Source organism: Gordonia bronchialis DSM 43247 (assembly GCF_000024785.1).
Classification (GTDB): Bacteria; Actinomycetota; Actinomycetes; order Mycobacteriales; family Mycobacteriaceae; genus Gordonia; species Gordonia bronchialis.
Genome location: NC_013441.1, coordinates 3,093,884 through 3,109,347 on the forward strand (window position 1 = coordinate 3,093,884; position 15,464 = coordinate 3,109,347).

The following is a 15,464-nucleotide window of genomic DNA, read 5'->3' on the forward strand; positions in this document are numbered from 1 at the left end:
GAAGCGAATTCGCTTCCAGCCCCTCTCGCCTGTCAGTATCGGATCGCTCCGATCAGTTGGCCTTCACCTTGACGTACTTGGCGACCGGATCCACCAGGGTGTTCTTGTTGGTGAACTCCAGGATTCCGTAGGACCCGTTGGTCGGCTCACCAGATTTGTTGAACGCCAGGTCACCGGTCTGCCCCACGTAGCCGATGTCCTTGTTCTGGCCTAGCATCTCCAGGCACTGCTGGTAGGTGTTGCACTTGTCGGGGCCATTGGTGATCGCGTTGATGTTCGCGGCGATGGTGCGACCGTCGGTCGACTTGGCCTTGGCCGCGGCCAGCGCCGAGATGACCACAGCGTCGTAGCTCTCACCTGCGTAGTTGTAGTCGATCAGGTTGGGATCGACGCTCTTGAGTTGTGCGTGGAACTGATCCGACGTCTTGGTCAGCGGCGTCGTACCCTTCATCCCGGCCAACAGTCCCGGCCCGACCGCCTTGCCGAGTGCGTTGCCCATGTTGCCGTCGACGCCGTAGACCTTCTTGCCGTCCGACGGGCCGATGCCCACCTCATGCATGCGGGTCAGGATCTTCGAGGACTCCTCGAAGCCGATGACCGCGATGCCGTCCGGGTTGAAGTTCTTGACCTGATCGACCTCGGCGTTGAACGACTGCGCGTTGGGGTCGTAGATGATCTTCTGGATCTGATCCGACGGAATGCCCGCCGCCTCGAGATCCTTGGCGGTGTTCTCCGCGAGGCCCGTGCCGTACGGGTCGTTGAGCGCCAGGATCGACACTCGCTGGACCCCGTCGCCGGCCATCGTCTGGGACAGCGCCTGCGCCTGGAGCACGTCGGCTGGGGCGGTACGGAAGTACATGCCCTTGTCCTGGTAGCAGGTGAACTGGTCGGAGGTGTTGGCCGGCGAGAACATGACCACGCCGGCGTTGGCGATCTTGTCGATGACCTTCAGCGACACCGATGACGACGCGGCACCCACGATGACCTGCGTGCCGGCCGCGAGTTCGCGGTCCACGGTGGCGTTGGCGGTGTCGGTGGTGGTATCGCCCGAGTCGCCGGTCACGAGCTGGACCGGTTTGTCCAGCACGCCGCCGGCCTGGTTGATGTCTCGGACTGCGAGCTTGGTACCGGCCACCATCGGCGGGCCGAGGAAGGCGAGGCTGCCGGTTTCCGGCAGCAACGTGCCGAACTTGAGGGGCGCGGTACTGACCGGTCCTGGGGTGGCCTGCGGCGGGTTGTCGCACTTGGCTGCAACGGTCGACGACGCGGCGCTCTCGGACGAGTCCGAGCTGGAGCTGCTACACCCCGCCACTGCGAGCGCTGCGGCAGCGGTGATCACCACTGCCCCGCTCTTCACAAAGCGAAAAGACATCACTGCTCTCCTCGTGTTCTGTTGTGGCGAATGCGGTGCGTCGTGACGACGCGTCGAACCGCGCTTCGCTTCCGAAAAGCTAGCGCGATCGTGTTGCCTCTACGTAAAGACAGTGAAACTCGCGTGCTGCCAACCGAGTTCGCACTCTGACGTCAGGTAGCCAGGGTCTCCACGACGACCTGCGCGACGGCCTTCATCGTGGTACGACGATCCATCGCGGCACGCTGGATCCACTTGAACGCCTCGGGTTCGGAGAGCGCTTGCTTCTCCATCAACAAGCCCTTGGCCCGCTCGACCAGTTTGCGGGTCTCCAGACGGTCGTTGACCGTCGCGACCTCGCGTTCGAGCATCTTCAGTTCTTGGTAGCGACTGACCGCGACCTCGATCGCCGGGACCAGGTCGGCCTTGGTGAACGGTTTGACCAGGTAGGCCATCGCGCCGGCATCGCGGGCCTTCTCGATGAAGTCACGCTGGCTGAACGCGGTCAGCATCACCACCGGCGCGAGGCGCTTCTGTGCGATCTCGGTGGCGGCGTCGATGCCATCGCGGATGGGCATCTTGATGTCCATGATCACCAGGTCGGGTCCGAGGCTCTCGGTGAGTTCGACGGCGGCCTGCCCGTTGGGCGCCTCCCCGACCACGTCATAGCCCTCTTCACGGAGCATCTCGATGAGGTCCATCCGGATGAGTGAGTCGTCCTCGGCCACGAGCACCTTGTGCGCGCTCGCCATACCCTCGCCGGACACCTTGGCGCTGTCGGTCACGGTCACCATCCCCTCCTCCACGTCGAAGACCTCACCCGATCCCGCCACCCGATGGGTCGGCGACGTCGAGGTCGATGGTGGCAGAGTACCGGTTGACGCCCCGGCCGGCCGATCATCTAGAGTTGGTCGTTGCAGCGGAGCGATCCGCGCACACGCCCTCGTAGCCCAATTGGCAGAGGCAACGGATTCAAAACCCGTCCAGTGTGAGTTCGAGTCTCACCGAGGGCACCACGAAACCCCTGTCCGGCAGGGGTTTTTCACACTACTCCAAACGCCGGTTCAACTCGGCCGACCACTCTGCTGCGCGTCGCGCCAAGTCCTCGATGCTGGGCTGATCATGGGCGACGATCGGTGCCATCTCGATCAGATTCGCACGTGCACGAGACCGGCGAAGATCGCATGTCGTCTGCAGGTTCAGCCAGAACTCGTCGGACTGATTATAGAGTCGGCCGAGCCGCAGCGACATTTCTGCAGTCACGGCCGCACGACCGTCGACTATTTCGCCGATCGTCTCGGGCGCGACACCTAGCCGCTTGGCAAGGTCCGTCTGGGACATGTCGAGGTCGTCGAGGCACTCGGCCAGAATCTCCCCAGGATGAATGTCGAACTCACTGCTGTCCATGCGACGTGTGGTTATGGGGTCCAGCCGCGGCCGTCATCCGATTTTTGACGCGTGACGTATCCCACCCGCCAGCGTCGTCCTGCTGTGGCTCTCATCCGCACACCACGATGGCGCGCTCGATACCCGAGACAACCGACCGGACGTGACGCCGTCATCGGTAGGCCCACCTGACAACCTTTCGGTCGTTTCGCCGCCTGCCGATCCGCGCGCCCCACAGGGGGTTCCGCACGCGTTGAAAACGACTGCATCGTCGGGCGGCATCCGGACCACCTGGCCGCGAATGCGGGTGTGACGCTTGCGCGCAACGCCGCGAGGATGCTTCGACCAAGTACCTACGACGCCCTGCGGCGACGAGCAACTCGATCGCCCGTCGACGCTCGCGTCGAGCCTCGACACGGAGGACCCTCGCCCGTCGGGACGCCGTCGGCCGTGGGGCGCGACGCACGGTCAGCCCACGGCCGAATCGGATTGCATCCATCACGCCGGCCGGATGGCCGACCACATGTGACCCGCGCCACGGAATCCGCCCGCACTCAGGGTCCGCTTAAGTAGCCGTGGGTAGCCTCGCCGTGTCCATTCCGAAATCAATCCGTTACCGAACAAGATTGGACCCGCTGTGTCACGACAAGGACCGAACAACCGCACGAACACCCACCGAGCCCGGAGCACCCGGGTGAAGGCCGGAGCTATCGCGGCCTTTGCCGGCGTCATCGGCCTCGGCATCGGCGGTGCCGCGCAGGCCGACGCCCAGCCCGCGCCGAAGCCGACTCCCCCGGCACCCGTGGTCCTGCCGCCCAAACTGTCGCCAGAGAATCTGAACCTGCCCCCGCAGGTCAAAGACCTGGCACGCAACGTGCTGCCCCCGAATCTGCTGGGCCCGGGTAAGAGCCGCGCCGCGGTACCCGTCCATGGAACGGTCACCTCCGGATACGGACAGCGCTGGGGCTCGCAACACAACGGCGTCGACATCGCCAACCGCATCGGAACACCCGTGTACGCCGTCACCGACGGCACCGTCCTCGAATCCGGTCCGGCGTCGGGCTTCGGGATGTGGGTCCGGGTCAGCCAGGACGACGGCACCACCGGTGTCTTCGGACACGTCGACAAGAGCCTCGTGCACAAGGGCCAGAAGGTCCGCGCAGGCCAGCAGATCGCCACCGTCGGCAACCGCGGGCAATCGACCGGCCCGCACCTGCACTACGAGGTGTGGGACAAGAGCGGCAACAAGATCAATCCTCAGGTGTGGCTGAACAAGCGCGGCGTCCATCCCTGACACACCCGCCCACGCAATCAGAGTCGTGGGAAATGTGACGTCACCAGAATCCGTGGACGCGGGCAATCGGCGGCACTCCACCAACGCTGCCTGAGATGCTCGCGGCGCCGGCAGGGCGCCTCGGAGGGGCCTGGTGAGGCAACGCTTGTGGGTGACCCTATGCGGGCTCAGAGAGCGGGCAATCGGCGGTCGCGCCCACGGATTCTCGCTCAGAGGCGATAGTCATGCAGAGTGGGCAGCCGTTCATAGGCGCCCCGGATGTGCTCGGCCGACAAAGCCGCCGCACCCTTTCCGTCACCGGCGGTGATCGCGTCGAGGATCGCACGATGCTCCCTCATCAGGACATCGCGGATCGCTGCCCAGTCCTCGACATCGTTGAACGCGGCCAGGATCGCCTGGCGTTGTGCATTGCGGATGGCGACGGTCATCGCGGCGACGAGACGGTTGCCGCCCGCTTCGGCGATCGCGGTGTGAAATGCGGTGTCGGCGTCGTTGAACGCCGCGCGATCCTCTCCGGCGGCATCCATGGCGGCCATCGCCGCGTGTACGGGGGCCAGTCGCTCGGGATCGTTTGCGAGAGCGGCGAGTTCGACGCTCGAGGACTCCAGCGTGACGCGCGCGTCGACGACGTCGCGAAACTCGAAGTTCGACAGCGCCAGGTGCAGCCGGAGAAAGTGCGTCAGCGCTTCCGCGGGCATGGCGGCGACAAAAGTCCCAGCGCCCGCACCACTTCCGACGCCCGAACGCAACACTCCCTGCGAGTCGAGGACACGCAGCGCTTCGCGGACCGCCGGTCTGCTCACCTGCAGCTTGGCCGCCAGATCACGTTCGGCGGGCAGCGGATCACCCACACCGAGTGACCCGGCCAGGATCTGCGCCTCGATCGCGTCGATGACCATCTCGTAAGTGCGGCTGCGCGCCACCGGTTGCCAGTCTTGCATTGCGGCGCGCACGTCCGGAGGCGATTCGTCGATCGACATGACCACCGCCCTTTCACGCGTGACGCCGCAGATCATCCGGGCTGTCGGGTCGACGGGATTGACAACGTGACCTCCATCACCTTACCGTATCCGGTGTGGTCAGACCACACGACGGACGGCCACACCCCACAGCCCCCATAATCCTGCGGAGTCCGCATGTACATTCCCGACCTGGCACCGGTCGGCGGCAGTTTGGTCGCTTCGGCCATCATCGCCGCGCTCCCCCTGCTCACCGTCTTCATCGCACTCGGCGTGCTGCGCTGGAAGGCGCACTGGTCCGGTCTCGCCGGCCTGCTCGTCGCCCTGGTGGTGGCGATCGCCGCCTACCGAATGCCCGTCGAACTGGCATTTCTGTCTGGCACGGAGGGCTTTGTCTTCGGCATCTTCCCGATCATGTGGATCGTCATCAACGCCATCTGGCTCTATGAGCTGACGGTGGCCAGCGGACGGTTCGAGGATCTGCGCCGTGTGATCAACGGAGTCTCCGACGACCCGCGCATCCAGGCGATCATCATCGCCTTCTGCTTCGGCGGCCTCCTCGAGGCACTGGCCGGCTTCGGCGCGCCGGTGGCCATCACCGGCGTCATGCTCATGGCCGTCGGATTCACCGCACTGCGTGCCGCCGCCGTCGTCCTGCTCGCCAACACGGCACCGGTCGCCTTCGGTGCCATCGCCACCCCGATCATCACCGCGGGCAAACTCACCGACATCGACTATCACGACATCGGCGCCATGGTGGGCCACCAGACACCGTTGCTCGCCGTCTTCGTCCCCACCTTCCTGGTGCTGCTCGCCGACGGCCGACGGGGACTGCGCGACGTGTGGCCGATCGCGGTCGTGGTCGGCGTGGCGTTCGCGGTGACCCAGTGGGTCAGCGCCACGTTCATCTCGGTGGAGCTCACCGACATCATCGCCTCCCTCGTCTCCCTCGCCGTCGCCGTCGTCATGTTGCGGTTCTGGCAGCCGACCGGTGGCACCGCGGCCGCCGAACGCCTCGGTGTGGAACGCCGCAACGAACTCACCGCACTCGGTGAGGATGTGAATGATGGTGGCGTGCAGCGCACTTCGGGGGCAACCCGGGTGACCGGTGGTGGTGGCGTGGCCGCCGTCGCAGGCCCGGCGGTCGACGACGAGGCACTCGGCGCCCGCCGCACCCTGATGGCCCTGTTCCCCTACCTGCTGGTGATCGTGGTCTTCGCGGTGGCCAAACTCCTCACACCCGTGAAGTCGTTCCTCGCCGATACCGACGTGACCATCAACTGGCCCGGACTCGACGGCCAGATCGCCACCGCGTCGGGCAAGGTCTCGACGTCCACGCAGTACGCGTTCGGTTGGCTGTCCTCGCCAGGCACGTTGCTGCTCATCTCCGGCGTCATCGTCGCGCTGGTCTATCGCCTGTCGCTCGTCGAAGCCGGCCGGATCTGGGTGGCCAACGTCGTCAAGATGCGGTACTCCATCCTCACCGTGGCGGCGGTGCTCGCGCTGGCGTACGTGATGAACCAGTCCGGTCAAACCATCACCATCGGCACCTGGATCGCCGGCGCGGGAGCCGCCTTCGCGTTTCTCTCCCCGATCCTCGGGTGGCTGGGAACCGCGGTCACCGGATCGGACACCAGCGCCAACGCGTTGTTCGCGACGCTGCAGCAAACCGCCGGCCAGAAGGCCGGCATCGATCCGACACTTCTGGTGGCGGCCAACACATCCGGTGGCGTCGTCGGCAAGATGATCAGCCCGCAGAACCTCACCATCGCCGCCACCGCGGTGGGTCTGCTCGGACGAGAATCGGAGATCTTCCGCAAGGTCATCTGGTGGAGCATCGGTCTGCTCATCGCGCTCTGTCTGCTCGTCGGTCTGCAGTCGACGGTCCTGTCCTGGATGGTGCCGTGATGAGAGTCGCCCTGTTCGCCACCTGTTTCAACGACACGATGTGGCCGGGAACGCCACGCGCCACGGTGCTGCTCCTCGAACGACTCGGCATCACAGTCGAATTCCCGATGGCCCAGACCTGCTGCGGACAGATGTTCACCAACACCGGCTACGCCGACGAGGCCATTCCGGGCGTCCGGCAGTTCGCCGACGTCTTCTGCGACTATGACGCCATCGTCGCACCGTCGGGCTCCTGCGTCGGGTCGGTCCGCCATCAGCACCCCACGCTGGCGGCCCGTGCGGGAGATCGTTCGCTTCAGGACGCGGTGGCCACCTACGCGCCCAAAACGTATGAGCTGAGCGAGTTCCTGGTCGACGTGCTCGGCGTCGTCGACGTCGGGGCGTATTTCCCCCACCGTGTCACCTACCATCCCACCTGTCATTCGCTGCGGATGCTTCGGGTGGGCGACAAACCGCTCCGGCTCCTGCGCGCAGTCAAGGGCATCGACCTGGTGGACCTGCCCGCCGCCGATCACTGTTGCGGGTTCGGCGGTACCTTCGCGATGAAGAACGCCGACACCTCGGTGGCGATGGGGTCGGACAAGTCGGCTCACGTCAAGGCCACCGGCGCGGAAGTTCTTGTTGCCGGCGATAATTCGTGCCTCGCGCACATCGGTGGACTGCTCAACCGGGAGCGGGCAGGGGTTCGCATGATGCACCTCGCCGAGATCCTCGCCTCGACCGAGAAGGAGCTCGCATGAGAACCAACACCCACCGCCTGGACGCCGCCGCCACCCTCGATGCCGCCCCAGTGACCGGATCGGGACATCCACATGTCGGCGTCACCTCGACATTTGTCGGGATGCCCAAGTTCCCCGCCGCCGCCAGAACGGAGCTGGCCAACACCACCCAGCGCCGAAATCTGGCGCATGCCACCGGGATCATCCGCACCAAACGCGCGGCCGTGGTCGACGAACTCGACAACTGGGAGGAGTTGCGCCGGGCGGCCGAGCAGATCAAGAATCGCACCCTACGCAACCTCGACGCCCTGCTGGTGGAGTTCGAGGAGAAGGCCACCGCCGCCGGTGCCGTGGTGCATTGGGCACGCGATGCGCAGGAAGCCAACCGCATCGTGGTCGACCTGGTCCGCGCGACCGGCGCCGACGAGGTGGTCAAGGTGAAGTCGATGGCCACCCAGGAGATCGAACTCAACGAGGCACTCGAGGACGCCGGGATCGACGCCTGGGAAACCGACCTCGCCGAACTGATCGTGCAACTCGGCGAGGACTGGCCCAGTCACATCCTGGTTCCGGCGATCCACCGCAACCGCAGTGAGGTTCGCGAGATCTTCCTGCGCCGCATGAAGCAGGTCGGCCGGCCTGCCCCGGAGGATCTGACCGACGATCCGCGGCGACTGGCCGAAGCGGCGCGACTTCACCTGCGCGAGAAGTTCTTACGGGCCAAGGTGGGGATCAGCGGAGCCAACTTCGCCGTCGCCGACACCGGCAGCCTGGTGGTGGTGGAGTCCGAGGGCAACGGCCGCATGTGTCTGACCCTGCCCGAGACCCTGATCTCGGTGGTGGGCATCGAGAAAATCCTGCCGACCTGGTCCGATCTCGAGGTCTTCCTGCAGGTTCTGCCGCGATCGAGCACCGGCGAACGCGAGAACCCGTATACGTCCGTCTGGACCGGAGTCACACCGGGCGACGGGCCGCAGAACATGCACATCGTGCTGCTGGACAACCACCGCACCGACGTGCTCGCCGACGAGGTGGGCCGAGATGCCCTGCGCTGCATCCGATGCTCGGCATGCCTCAACGTCTGTCCGGTCTACGAGCGGGCCGGCGGACACGCCTACGGGTCGGTCTATCCAGGGCCGATCGGCGCGATCCTCACCCCACAGTTGCGCGGCACCTCATCGGCGGTCGACCAGTCGCTGCCGTACGCCTCGAGCCTGTGCGGCGCCTGTTTCGATGTGTGCCCCGTCCGGATCAATATCCCGGACATCCTGGTGCACTTGCGAACCCGGGTCGTCGACGAGAAGCGTGGCGGACTGCCGAGCGCCGAGGCTGCGGCGATGAAGGCCGGGGCGTGGATGTTTGCTGATCATCGTCGTCTCGAGGCGGCGCAGAAGGCCGCCACCACGAGTCACCGCTTCTTCGGGGAACGACGCACCCTCGGCGCGCTGCCCTGGCCATTGTCCAGGTGGAGTTCGGCCCGGGATGTGCCGGTACCACCAGCAGAGTCCTTCCGCGACTGGTGGAAACGCGAACGCGGCAACGATCAGGGGACCCGCTGATGAGCGCACGAGACGAAATCCTGAATCGCATCCGGACAGCGCTGGCCGACGTCGACGACGCCACCGCAGCAGAGCCGGTGGACTGGATCTACGGCCGGCCGGTGTCCACGGGTGATCTCGATGTGGTCGATCGCTTCGCCGAGCGCGTCGCCGACTATCGCGCCGTCGTCGAGCGGGTGTCCGAAGCTGAGTTGCCCGAACGTATTTCCACCGCAGCCCAGACAATCGACGGTGCGGTGATCGCCGACGGCACCGTCCGCGCCCGGGTCGGAGTGGACCTGCCCTGGGCCGACGACGACTCCTTGACACCGCGGGAACTCGACGCGGTGGGTGCGGTCATCACCACCGCCGCGATCGGCATCGCCAACACCGGCACCATCGTGCTCGACCACGCGCACGGTCAGGGCCGACGGGCGGTCTCGCTGGTTCCCGACGTCCACATCTGCATCATCGACGCCGCCCAGGTCGTCAGCGACGTACCCGAGGCCGTCGCCCGACTGACCGCGGACGACGCGCACACCCGACCGCAGACGTGGATCAGCGGCCCCAGCGCCACCAGCGACATCGAGCTCGATCGCGTGGAAGGAGTCCACGGACCGCGCACACTGCACGTGATCATCGTCGAGTGACGATTCCCTTCGCGCGCACTGACACCCACGCTCTCGCAGGTCACGGCGGGGCAATTCGAGCGCTCGGGAATGGCGCATTCGCCAGGTGAGAAACGCGACACCCAGCCGCGCGGCCCAACCCGTCGAGCGGATTGAACTGCAACGCCGTCGACAAGTGCTCGATACGCGATTGCATCGTCGAATGGTGCACGTTCAGCGTCCGCGCAGCCTGTCGGGCGCTCGACGAATCGAGCAACGCCGCGATCGTCGAGCGCCCCCAACCGTTGTCCATCACGGCTTCGAGTCGATCGGTATCCGGGTTCGTCGCCGTCGAGGTGACGTCCGCGAGAAGGTGGATGAGCCCTCCATACTGCGCGGCATCGACCGCACGCTCTGGGCGCTCGCACAGCTTCAACGCGATCAAGGCGGTCCGAAACGACTCTGCGAGGTCGTCGATACCCGCCCCGACCCCCAGCCCACAGGGCGATGCCGGCACCGTCCGCGCGGTCACCTTGATCGGAGAGATCAGGGCATGGATCGTGCCCAGCGGTGTCGCCACCACATCGCCGGGCCAACTCGGGCGTGACGTCCACTCGGCGAACAGTGGGGTCGCCACGGCGCGATACTGCACGCCGGTGACCAGACCCAACCGGGACGCTGCCTCGCGACGATCATCGAGAGCAGCGGCCCGGTCGAGCAGGACCGCGACATCCCGTCGAGCAAGTTCAGGGGCCGAACCGGCCAGGCGGATGCCTGTCGCCAAGGCGAGCCGCTCCAGAATGATCGCGTCGTTGGGGCGCTCGTCCCCATCGCGCTCGAGCCACACCACCGATTGCGCATCGACGCATACCTGACGCCGCGTCTCCGGTGTGTCGCCGGTCAACGGCTCCCCCAGAACCGACACCCGAGTGTGCATCGAGGGCGTCTGCACGCCTGCCGGACACCCGCCAGCGCCGCAGCAGTCGCGAGCAGACCGTGAATGTTCACCTTGCCGGCGACGAGTTCGTCGAAACACGCGATCACTCGGATCCCGAGACTCGCGGTGGGGTCCAGGTCCGAGATTCGACCGAGAAGTTCCTGCACGTGGCTCCTCTCCGACGGCCAGACCGGGTGTGGTCGACGTTACGCCCAGGCTGTCAGCCGGCCAGCGTGTTGTACACCGCGGTCTCGAAATCCAATATCCGACAACGGCCGACGCATCGGCGAACGGCAAGATCTGCGTCGCCCAGTAGCCTCCGATGCGGTTGCGCCGGTCGATCCAGTAGTAGAGGTTCGCCAACCCGGCCCACGCGAGTGACCCGGCGGGCCGCCCGGTCGGAGCCTGTTCTTCGTTGATCATGAAGCTGAGCGCCCACGATTTGGGCATTCCGGGGAAGAACTCGGCATCGTTGGACAGCGACGGGATCACACCGGGCAGTGCCGTGATCTTCATATCTCCGGGTAGATGGTTGCGTTCGGCGAGTTCCACTGTTTCGGGCCGCAGGATCTGCTCGCCTGCATCGGACCGGCCGTCGTTGATCCACATGCGGATGAACTTCAGATAGTCGCCGACGGTCGAATAGAGACCATGCCCGCCCATGTGGACTTCCGGGTCATCCGGAAGTGCGAAGTCGTGATCGGGGGTGAGGCACCCGTCGGCGCCACGGTGATGCATTGTCGCCGACCGTTGCCGCATCGAATCGGTACGGGTGAACGCGGTGTCGGACAAAGCCAGCGGATTCAGGATGCGCTCGGTGATGACCTCGCCCAGGCGCTTGCCGGTGATACCCTCCACCACCAGTCCCGCCCAGTCCATGTTGGTTCCGTACTCCCACCGCGTCCCGGGATCGAACAGCAGTGGCGTGCGCAGGGAGGCCATCGACGCGGTGATGATACTCGGCTGCCCGTGCTCGGTGGCCAACCTCGCGTAGGCCTCGTTGAAGAAGTCGTATCCGAATCCCGCTGTGTGCGTGAGTAGTTGGCGGGTCGTGATATCCGACTCGGGTGCCCGCAGCCTCGGCTGACCGTCGTCGCCGAAACCCTCGATCACCTCGACCTCGCCGAGCCTGGGGTCATACTCTTTCGCCGGGGCATCAAGGTCGAGCTCACCTCGTTCGACGAGTTGCAGGGCGGCGGTGCCCGCGATCGCCTTGGTCGTGGAAAAGATCGCGAACACCGTGTCATCGGTCATCGCGGCCGGTTCGTCAAGTGCTCGAGATCCAGAGTGGCCCAGGTAGATCGTCTCCCGGTCGGTGGTCACTCCCGCGACCACACCGGGCACCCGGTCATCACCGGCCGACATTCGTTGCACCACAGCATCGGCCGCGGCCGCAATCTGCTGGGATCCGACAGTTGGAGTACTCATGAGAACACCTCTCTGATCGTGATTCTTCTCGTGGGACACCGGAAACTCCGGGCGTCGATTCAGTCGGCGAGCACGCGCTGCATCCAGGCAAACCTGGTGCGCAGCATGGCTTTCGCCAGAGCGGTGTGCGGGGCGAAGATGTCGCAGGCGTGGAAAGCCCCGGGCCACACGTGGAGTTCGGCATTGCCGCCCGCGCACCACAGGGCATTCGCGTACGCAATGCCCTCGTCGCGGAAGATCTCGCAGTCGCCGACATCCAGGAAGGCCCTAGGCAATCCACTCAGATCGGTCGCGCGGGCGGGTACCGCATACGGGCACACGTCATCGGTTCGGTAGGCATCGCCGAGGTAGGCCCGCCAGCCGGTTTCGTTGGACCCGGTCCCACACGCCGATCCCGTCGAACTGTGTGGTCGACGGCGTGTTCCCGCGGTCATCGAGCATCGGATAGGACAGCATCTGTCCCTGTATCGCCGGACCGTCGCGGTCGCGTGCGGCCAGTGCCACGCCCGCGGCCAGACCGCCACCTGAGCTGGCGCCTGCGACAACGATGCGGCCGGTGTCGACACCCAGCGTGCGTGCGTTCCGCGCCAGCCACTCGAGCGCCGCGTACATGTCCTCGCGTGCGTAGGGATCGGGATACTCCGGGGCCAACCGATACTCGGGGCAGATCAGCACAGCACCCAGGCGCTCCACCCAATCCAGGCTTGCGTCAAGGGCATTGAACCGATCCCCGAACATGAGCCCACCGGAATGCGCGTACAGAACAGCCGGACGCGAATCGGGAACGGCGCGCGGGCGAAAAGCCGATACGACGATGCGGTCCCCGCCGTGTCCAGCCATCTCGTACTCCCGGTGTTCGACGTCGCGGCCCGCCAGCGTCTCCGCGACGGGTCGCGAAGCGTAGGAACGTCGCATGAATCCGATCAGCTCGGGAGTGACAGTCGGTGGGAACATGCCACCGATCACCGCCAGCCCCGCCTTCAACTCCGGGTCGAACGGCGGCCGGACGGCATCGGACTGTGTCACAGAACACACACTAGATGCGGCGCCGTCACGTCGGAACCGCCGAAGCGACGCAGTTGGGCGCCCATATCGCGCCGGTTGGCGGTGCCGCCGGCCTCTGTCCCTGATCAGTCGTGCGTCCGGGCCGCACGAGCCCGCGTCACGAGTGCCGAGGTCCGCTTGCCCAGCAACCGTTGCAGATCGTCGGCCCGCCCGGCCGAGAGCAGACGTGCCCGGGTCGGCGATTCCGGATCCGGGATCACCACGAGCACGTCGTCGGCCTGTCCGATCCGGTCGACATACGAGACGATCTCGACGATGACCGAATCGGCGTCACGCGCGGCCAGCTCGACGAGCGGCACGATCGGATGACGCGTGCGCCAGTCGGCGCGGAACGCCTCACGATCGTCGCCGTCGACATGGACGTGGACGGCCCGGACCTCCCGGGCGAAGGCGTTGGCCTGTCGGAGGGCTTGGTCGAGTGCGGCGCAGTTCGCTGTCACCGGCACCAGCGCGATGCCACGCCCGGCGAACGAATGTCGTTGAGTTGCTGCTGTTCCCACCGGAATGGGGGCGTCCTCCTGTGCGGCTCGCCGATGCCGGTAAGAGCGGGAGACGCCGAGCATGGCGACCACCAATGCCACCAGCACCACCATCACCCAGAGCGAGCCCTCGTCGGCCTTCATCACCGTCACGACCACGGCTGCCAGTCCGGTCATTGTGGCACCGAGTCCATTCAGCGCGGCGCGCCATCGCCAGCCGCCGGCCCGCTGGACGAACCAGTGCCGGACCAGCCCGGCCTGGGCGAGGGTGAAACCGATGAATACGCCGATAGCGAAGAGCAGCACCAACATGTTGACGTTTCCGTCGGTGACGATGATGAGCACTGCGGCGGTGATCGCCAGTGCCAGCACCCCCCTCACGGTAGACGCCGGTGGCCGAACGTCTGGTCAACCGGTGGGGCAGGTAGTCGTCGGCAGCGACCACCTTCATCAGTTGGGGCAGACCGCCGAACGACGTGTTGGCGGCCAGCGCCAGCAACACCAGGGTGGCGGTCTGGACGACGTAGTACAGGAACCCACGGCCGAAGACCCCCTCGGCGATCTGCGAGAGCACTGTCTCTCCGTCGCGCGGCGCGATATGCAGGGTGACTGACGAGGGCCGAGACTCCCAGCATCATCACGCCGAGGACCACCCCGAGTGCGACCTCGGCTCGTTGGGCCCGGCGTATCCGGTTCTCGCGGAACTGCGGGGTCGCATTGGCGATCGCCTCGACACCGGTCAACGCTGCACAGCCATTCGCGAAAGCCTTGAGCAGCAACAGAACACCGACGGTGGTGAGAGCTCCGGTGGCCGATGCGGGTGCCGGTTGCGCGTGGCCGCCGGTGATCAGACCGACGACGATGACCGACATGATGGCGACCACGAAGATGACGGTCGGCACGATGAACAACCGTGCGCTGCTGACGATCCCACGGAGGTTCACCACGGTGATCAACAGCAGGACACCGAGTGCGATCCAGACGGTGTAGGGCCGCGTCGCCGGCACCGCCGAGGTCAGCGCGGCGGTGCCGGCGGCCACGGAGACCGCGACATTGAGGACATAGTCGAGCACCAATGAGGCTGCGGCGACCAGGGGCGCATGGCGGCCCAGGTACTTCTTGGAGACCGCGTAGGCCCCTCCACCGTCCGGAAATGCCGCGATCAGTTGGCGATAGGACAGCACCAGAACCGTGAGCAGAGCAACGATCGCGGCGCTGACGGCGAACGTGTATCCGATGGCGTGACTCCCGGCGGCGGCGAGCACGATGACGATCGCCTCAGGGCCGTATGCGACCGAGGCCATCGCATCGAGCGACAGCGCGGCGAGTCCGGTGGTGACAGTGAGCCGGCGCCGCTCGAGGGGGTCGTCGCATACGACGCTCCGCGGCGCAGGTCGATGGTCGATACTCGGCCGAGCCGAGAGCTCCAGTGCAGACACATCGATGTTCGTACGCGCGTGACGCCCGTGAGCGAAGGGTCCTGACGAAATCTTGACGCCGAATCGTCGAATCCTGACGTTCTCCTGTCAGCCGCGGTCCCTGCGGCCGGTGTCCGCTCCGAATCGCGGGTCACAGACTGGTGGCGATCGGCGCCGGAATCGCAGCCACCTCGTTGATCGCGAAGATCTGATTCTGCGCCAGCACCGCATAGATCTCGGCCAGCGCGGGCGAGAGTTCGTTGATGTCGGTCACCACGCCGCTCACCTGACTGGCCAGTACGGCTTGAGCGTCCCGAAGCCGGCTCGGAGTCAGGGCAGCCCAGACCAGGACTGGTCGAGCGCGGCCACCACGT

At 66.0% G+C, this 15,464-nt stretch carries 15 protein-coding genes, 1 tRNA gene and 1 pseudogene; 6 read left to right on the forward strand and 11 right to left on the reverse strand.

The window, feature by feature from the left end; all coding sequences use genetic code 11:
* Positions 1-52: 52 nt before the first annotated feature.
* Positions 53-1,372 carry an ABC transporter substrate-binding protein gene (locus GBRO_RS14370; protein WP_012834620.1) on the reverse strand — a complete coding sequence of 440 codons (1,320 nt, stop codon included), beginning with the start codon at positions 1,370-1,372 and terminating at the stop codon, positions 53-55.
* 152 nt (positions 1,373-1,524) lie between these two features.
* Entirely contained in the window at positions 1,525-2,145 is a 621-nt protein-coding gene (locus GBRO_RS14375) for an ANTAR domain-containing response regulator (protein WP_012834621.1), read from the reverse strand.
* A gap of 145 nt (positions 2,146-2,290) precedes the next feature.
* Here GBRO_RS14375 and GBRO_RS14380 point away from each other — a divergent pair.
* Positions 2,291-2,367 (forward strand) — tRNA-Leu (locus tag GBRO_RS14380).
* A gap of 31 nt (positions 2,368-2,398) precedes the next feature.
* Here the strand turns inward: GBRO_RS14380 and GBRO_RS14385 are convergent.
* Positions 2,399-2,758 (reverse strand): HigA family addiction module antitoxin, encoded by a 360-nt coding sequence (locus GBRO_RS14385; RefSeq protein ID WP_012834622.1) that lies wholly within the window; start codon positions 2,756-2,758, stop codon positions 2,399-2,401.
* A gap of 673 nt (positions 2,759-3,431) precedes the next feature.
* Here GBRO_RS14385 and GBRO_RS14390 point away from each other — a divergent pair.
* Positions 3,432-4,031: a M23 family metallopeptidase gene (locus GBRO_RS14390; protein ID WP_012834623.1), complete on the forward strand. Its 600-nt coding sequence runs from the start codon at positions 3,432-3,434 to the stop codon at positions 4,029-4,031.
* A gap of 209 nt (positions 4,032-4,240) precedes the next feature.
* Here GBRO_RS14390 and GBRO_RS14395 read toward each other — a convergent pair whose 3' ends face one another.
* Positions 4,241-5,011, reverse strand: a complete 771-nt coding sequence (locus GBRO_RS14395) for a FadR/GntR family transcriptional regulator (RefSeq protein WP_012834624.1) — start codon at positions 5,009-5,011, stop codon at positions 4,241-4,243.
* Between the two features lie 156 nt (positions 5,012-5,167).
* Here GBRO_RS14395 and GBRO_RS14400 point away from each other — a divergent pair, with 156 nt between their 5' ends.
* From GBRO_RS14400 to GBRO_RS14415, 4 genes are all read left to right on the forward strand, one after another.
* Positions 5,168-6,898 carry an L-lactate permease gene (locus tag GBRO_RS14400; protein WP_012834625.1) on the forward strand — a complete coding sequence of 577 codons (1,731 nt, stop codon included), beginning with the start codon at positions 5,168-5,170 and terminating at the stop codon, positions 6,896-6,898.
* The gene (locus tag GBRO_RS14405) at positions 6,898-7,638 is read left to right on the forward strand and encodes a (Fe-S)-binding protein (protein ID WP_012834626.1); all 741 of its coding nucleotides are present in this window, start codon (positions 6,898-6,900) and stop codon (positions 7,636-7,638) included. The genes GBRO_RS14400 and GBRO_RS14405 overlap by 1 nt, the downstream gene beginning before the upstream one ends.
* Before the next feature lie 101 nt (positions 7,639-7,739).
* A complete protein-coding gene (locus GBRO_RS14410) occupies positions 7,740-9,176 on the forward strand; it encodes a LutB/LldF family L-lactate oxidation iron-sulfur protein (protein WP_012834627.1) in 1,437 nt (478 codons plus the stop codon).
* A complete protein-coding gene (locus GBRO_RS14415) occupies positions 9,176-9,805 on the forward strand; it encodes a LutC/YkgG family protein (protein WP_012834628.1) in 630 nt (209 codons plus the stop codon). The genes GBRO_RS14410 and GBRO_RS14415 overlap by 1 nt, the downstream gene beginning before the upstream one ends.
* A gap of 40 nt (positions 9,806-9,845) precedes the next feature.
* On the opposite strand, the gene GBRO_RS14420 is transcribed toward GBRO_RS14415, so the two are convergent.
* The 7 genes and pseudogenes from GBRO_RS14420 to GBRO_RS27395 all read right to left on the reverse strand — a co-directional run bounded on the left by GBRO_RS14420 (position 9,846) and on the right by GBRO_RS27395 (position 15,367).
* Positions 9,846-10,667 (reverse strand): CdaR family protein, encoded by an 822-nt coding sequence (locus tag GBRO_RS14420; protein WP_147290655.1) that lies wholly within the window; start codon positions 10,665-10,667, stop codon positions 9,846-9,848.
* Positions 10,668-10,920: 253 nt separating this feature from the next.
* Positions 10,921-12,128: pseudogene (locus GBRO_RS14430) on the reverse strand (serine hydrolase domain-containing protein).
* A gap of 59 nt (positions 12,129-12,187) precedes the next feature.
* Positions 12,188-12,562, reverse strand: a complete 375-nt coding sequence (locus GBRO_RS27385) for an alpha/beta hydrolase fold domain-containing protein (protein ID WP_256596438.1) — start codon at positions 12,560-12,562, stop codon at positions 12,188-12,190.
* Entirely contained in the window at positions 12,450-13,154 is a 705-nt protein-coding gene (locus tag GBRO_RS27390) for an alpha/beta hydrolase (protein WP_256596440.1), read from the reverse strand. The genes GBRO_RS27385 and GBRO_RS27390 overlap by 113 nt, the downstream gene beginning before the upstream one ends.
* A gap of 104 nt (positions 13,155-13,258) precedes the next feature.
* A complete protein-coding gene (locus GBRO_RS27545; RefSeq protein WP_321573987.1) occupies positions 13,259-14,044 on the reverse strand; it encodes a hypothetical protein in 786 nt (261 codons plus the stop codon).
* Between the two features lie 5 nt (positions 14,045-14,049).
* Positions 14,050-15,111 carry an APC family permease gene (locus tag GBRO_RS27550; RefSeq protein WP_321573988.1) on the reverse strand — a complete coding sequence of 354 codons (1,062 nt, stop codon included), beginning with the start codon at positions 15,109-15,111 and terminating at the stop codon, positions 14,050-14,052.
* A 130-nt stretch (positions 15,112-15,241) separates the two neighbouring features.
* Positions 15,242-15,367 carry a hypothetical protein gene (locus GBRO_RS27395; protein ID WP_012834630.1) on the reverse strand — a complete coding sequence of 42 codons (126 nt, stop codon included), beginning with the start codon at positions 15,365-15,367 and terminating at the stop codon, positions 15,242-15,244.
* Positions 15,368-15,464: the final 97 nt, after the last annotated feature.

Coding starts and splice junctions, on each gene's coding strand:
- GBRO_RS14375 (WP_012834621.1), bottom strand. CDS start 2,145: ATGGTGACCGTGACCGACAGCGCCAAGGTGTCCGGCGAGGGTATGGCG.
- GBRO_RS14395 (WP_012834624.1), bottom strand. CDS start 5,011: ATGTCGATCGACGAATCGCCTCCGGACGTGCGCGCCGCAATGCAAGAC.
- GBRO_RS14400 (WP_012834625.1), top strand. CDS start 5,168: ATGTACATTCCCGACCTGGCACCGGTCGGCGGCAGTTTGGTCGCTTCG.
- GBRO_RS14405 (WP_012834626.1), top strand. CDS start 6,898: ATGAGAGTCGCCCTGTTCGCCACCTGTTTCAACGACACGATGTGGCCG.
- GBRO_RS14415 (WP_012834628.1), top strand. CDS start 9,176: ATGAGCGCACGAGACGAAATCCTGAATCGCATCCGGACAGCGCTGGCC.
- GBRO_RS27385 (WP_256596438.1), bottom strand. CDS start 12,562: ATGACCGCGGGAACACGCCGTCGACCACACAGTTCGACGGGATCGGCG.
- GBRO_RS14385 (WP_012834622.1), bottom strand. CDS start 2,758: ATGGACAGCAGTGAGTTCGACATTCATCCTGGGGAGATTCTGGCCGAG.
- GBRO_RS14410 (WP_012834627.1), top strand. CDS start 7,740: ATGCCCAAGTTCCCCGCCGCCGCCAGAACGGAGCTGGCCAACACCACC.
- GBRO_RS14370 (WP_012834620.1), bottom strand. CDS start 1,372: ATGTCTTTTCGCTTTGTGAAGAGCGGGGCAGTGGTGATCACCGCTGCC.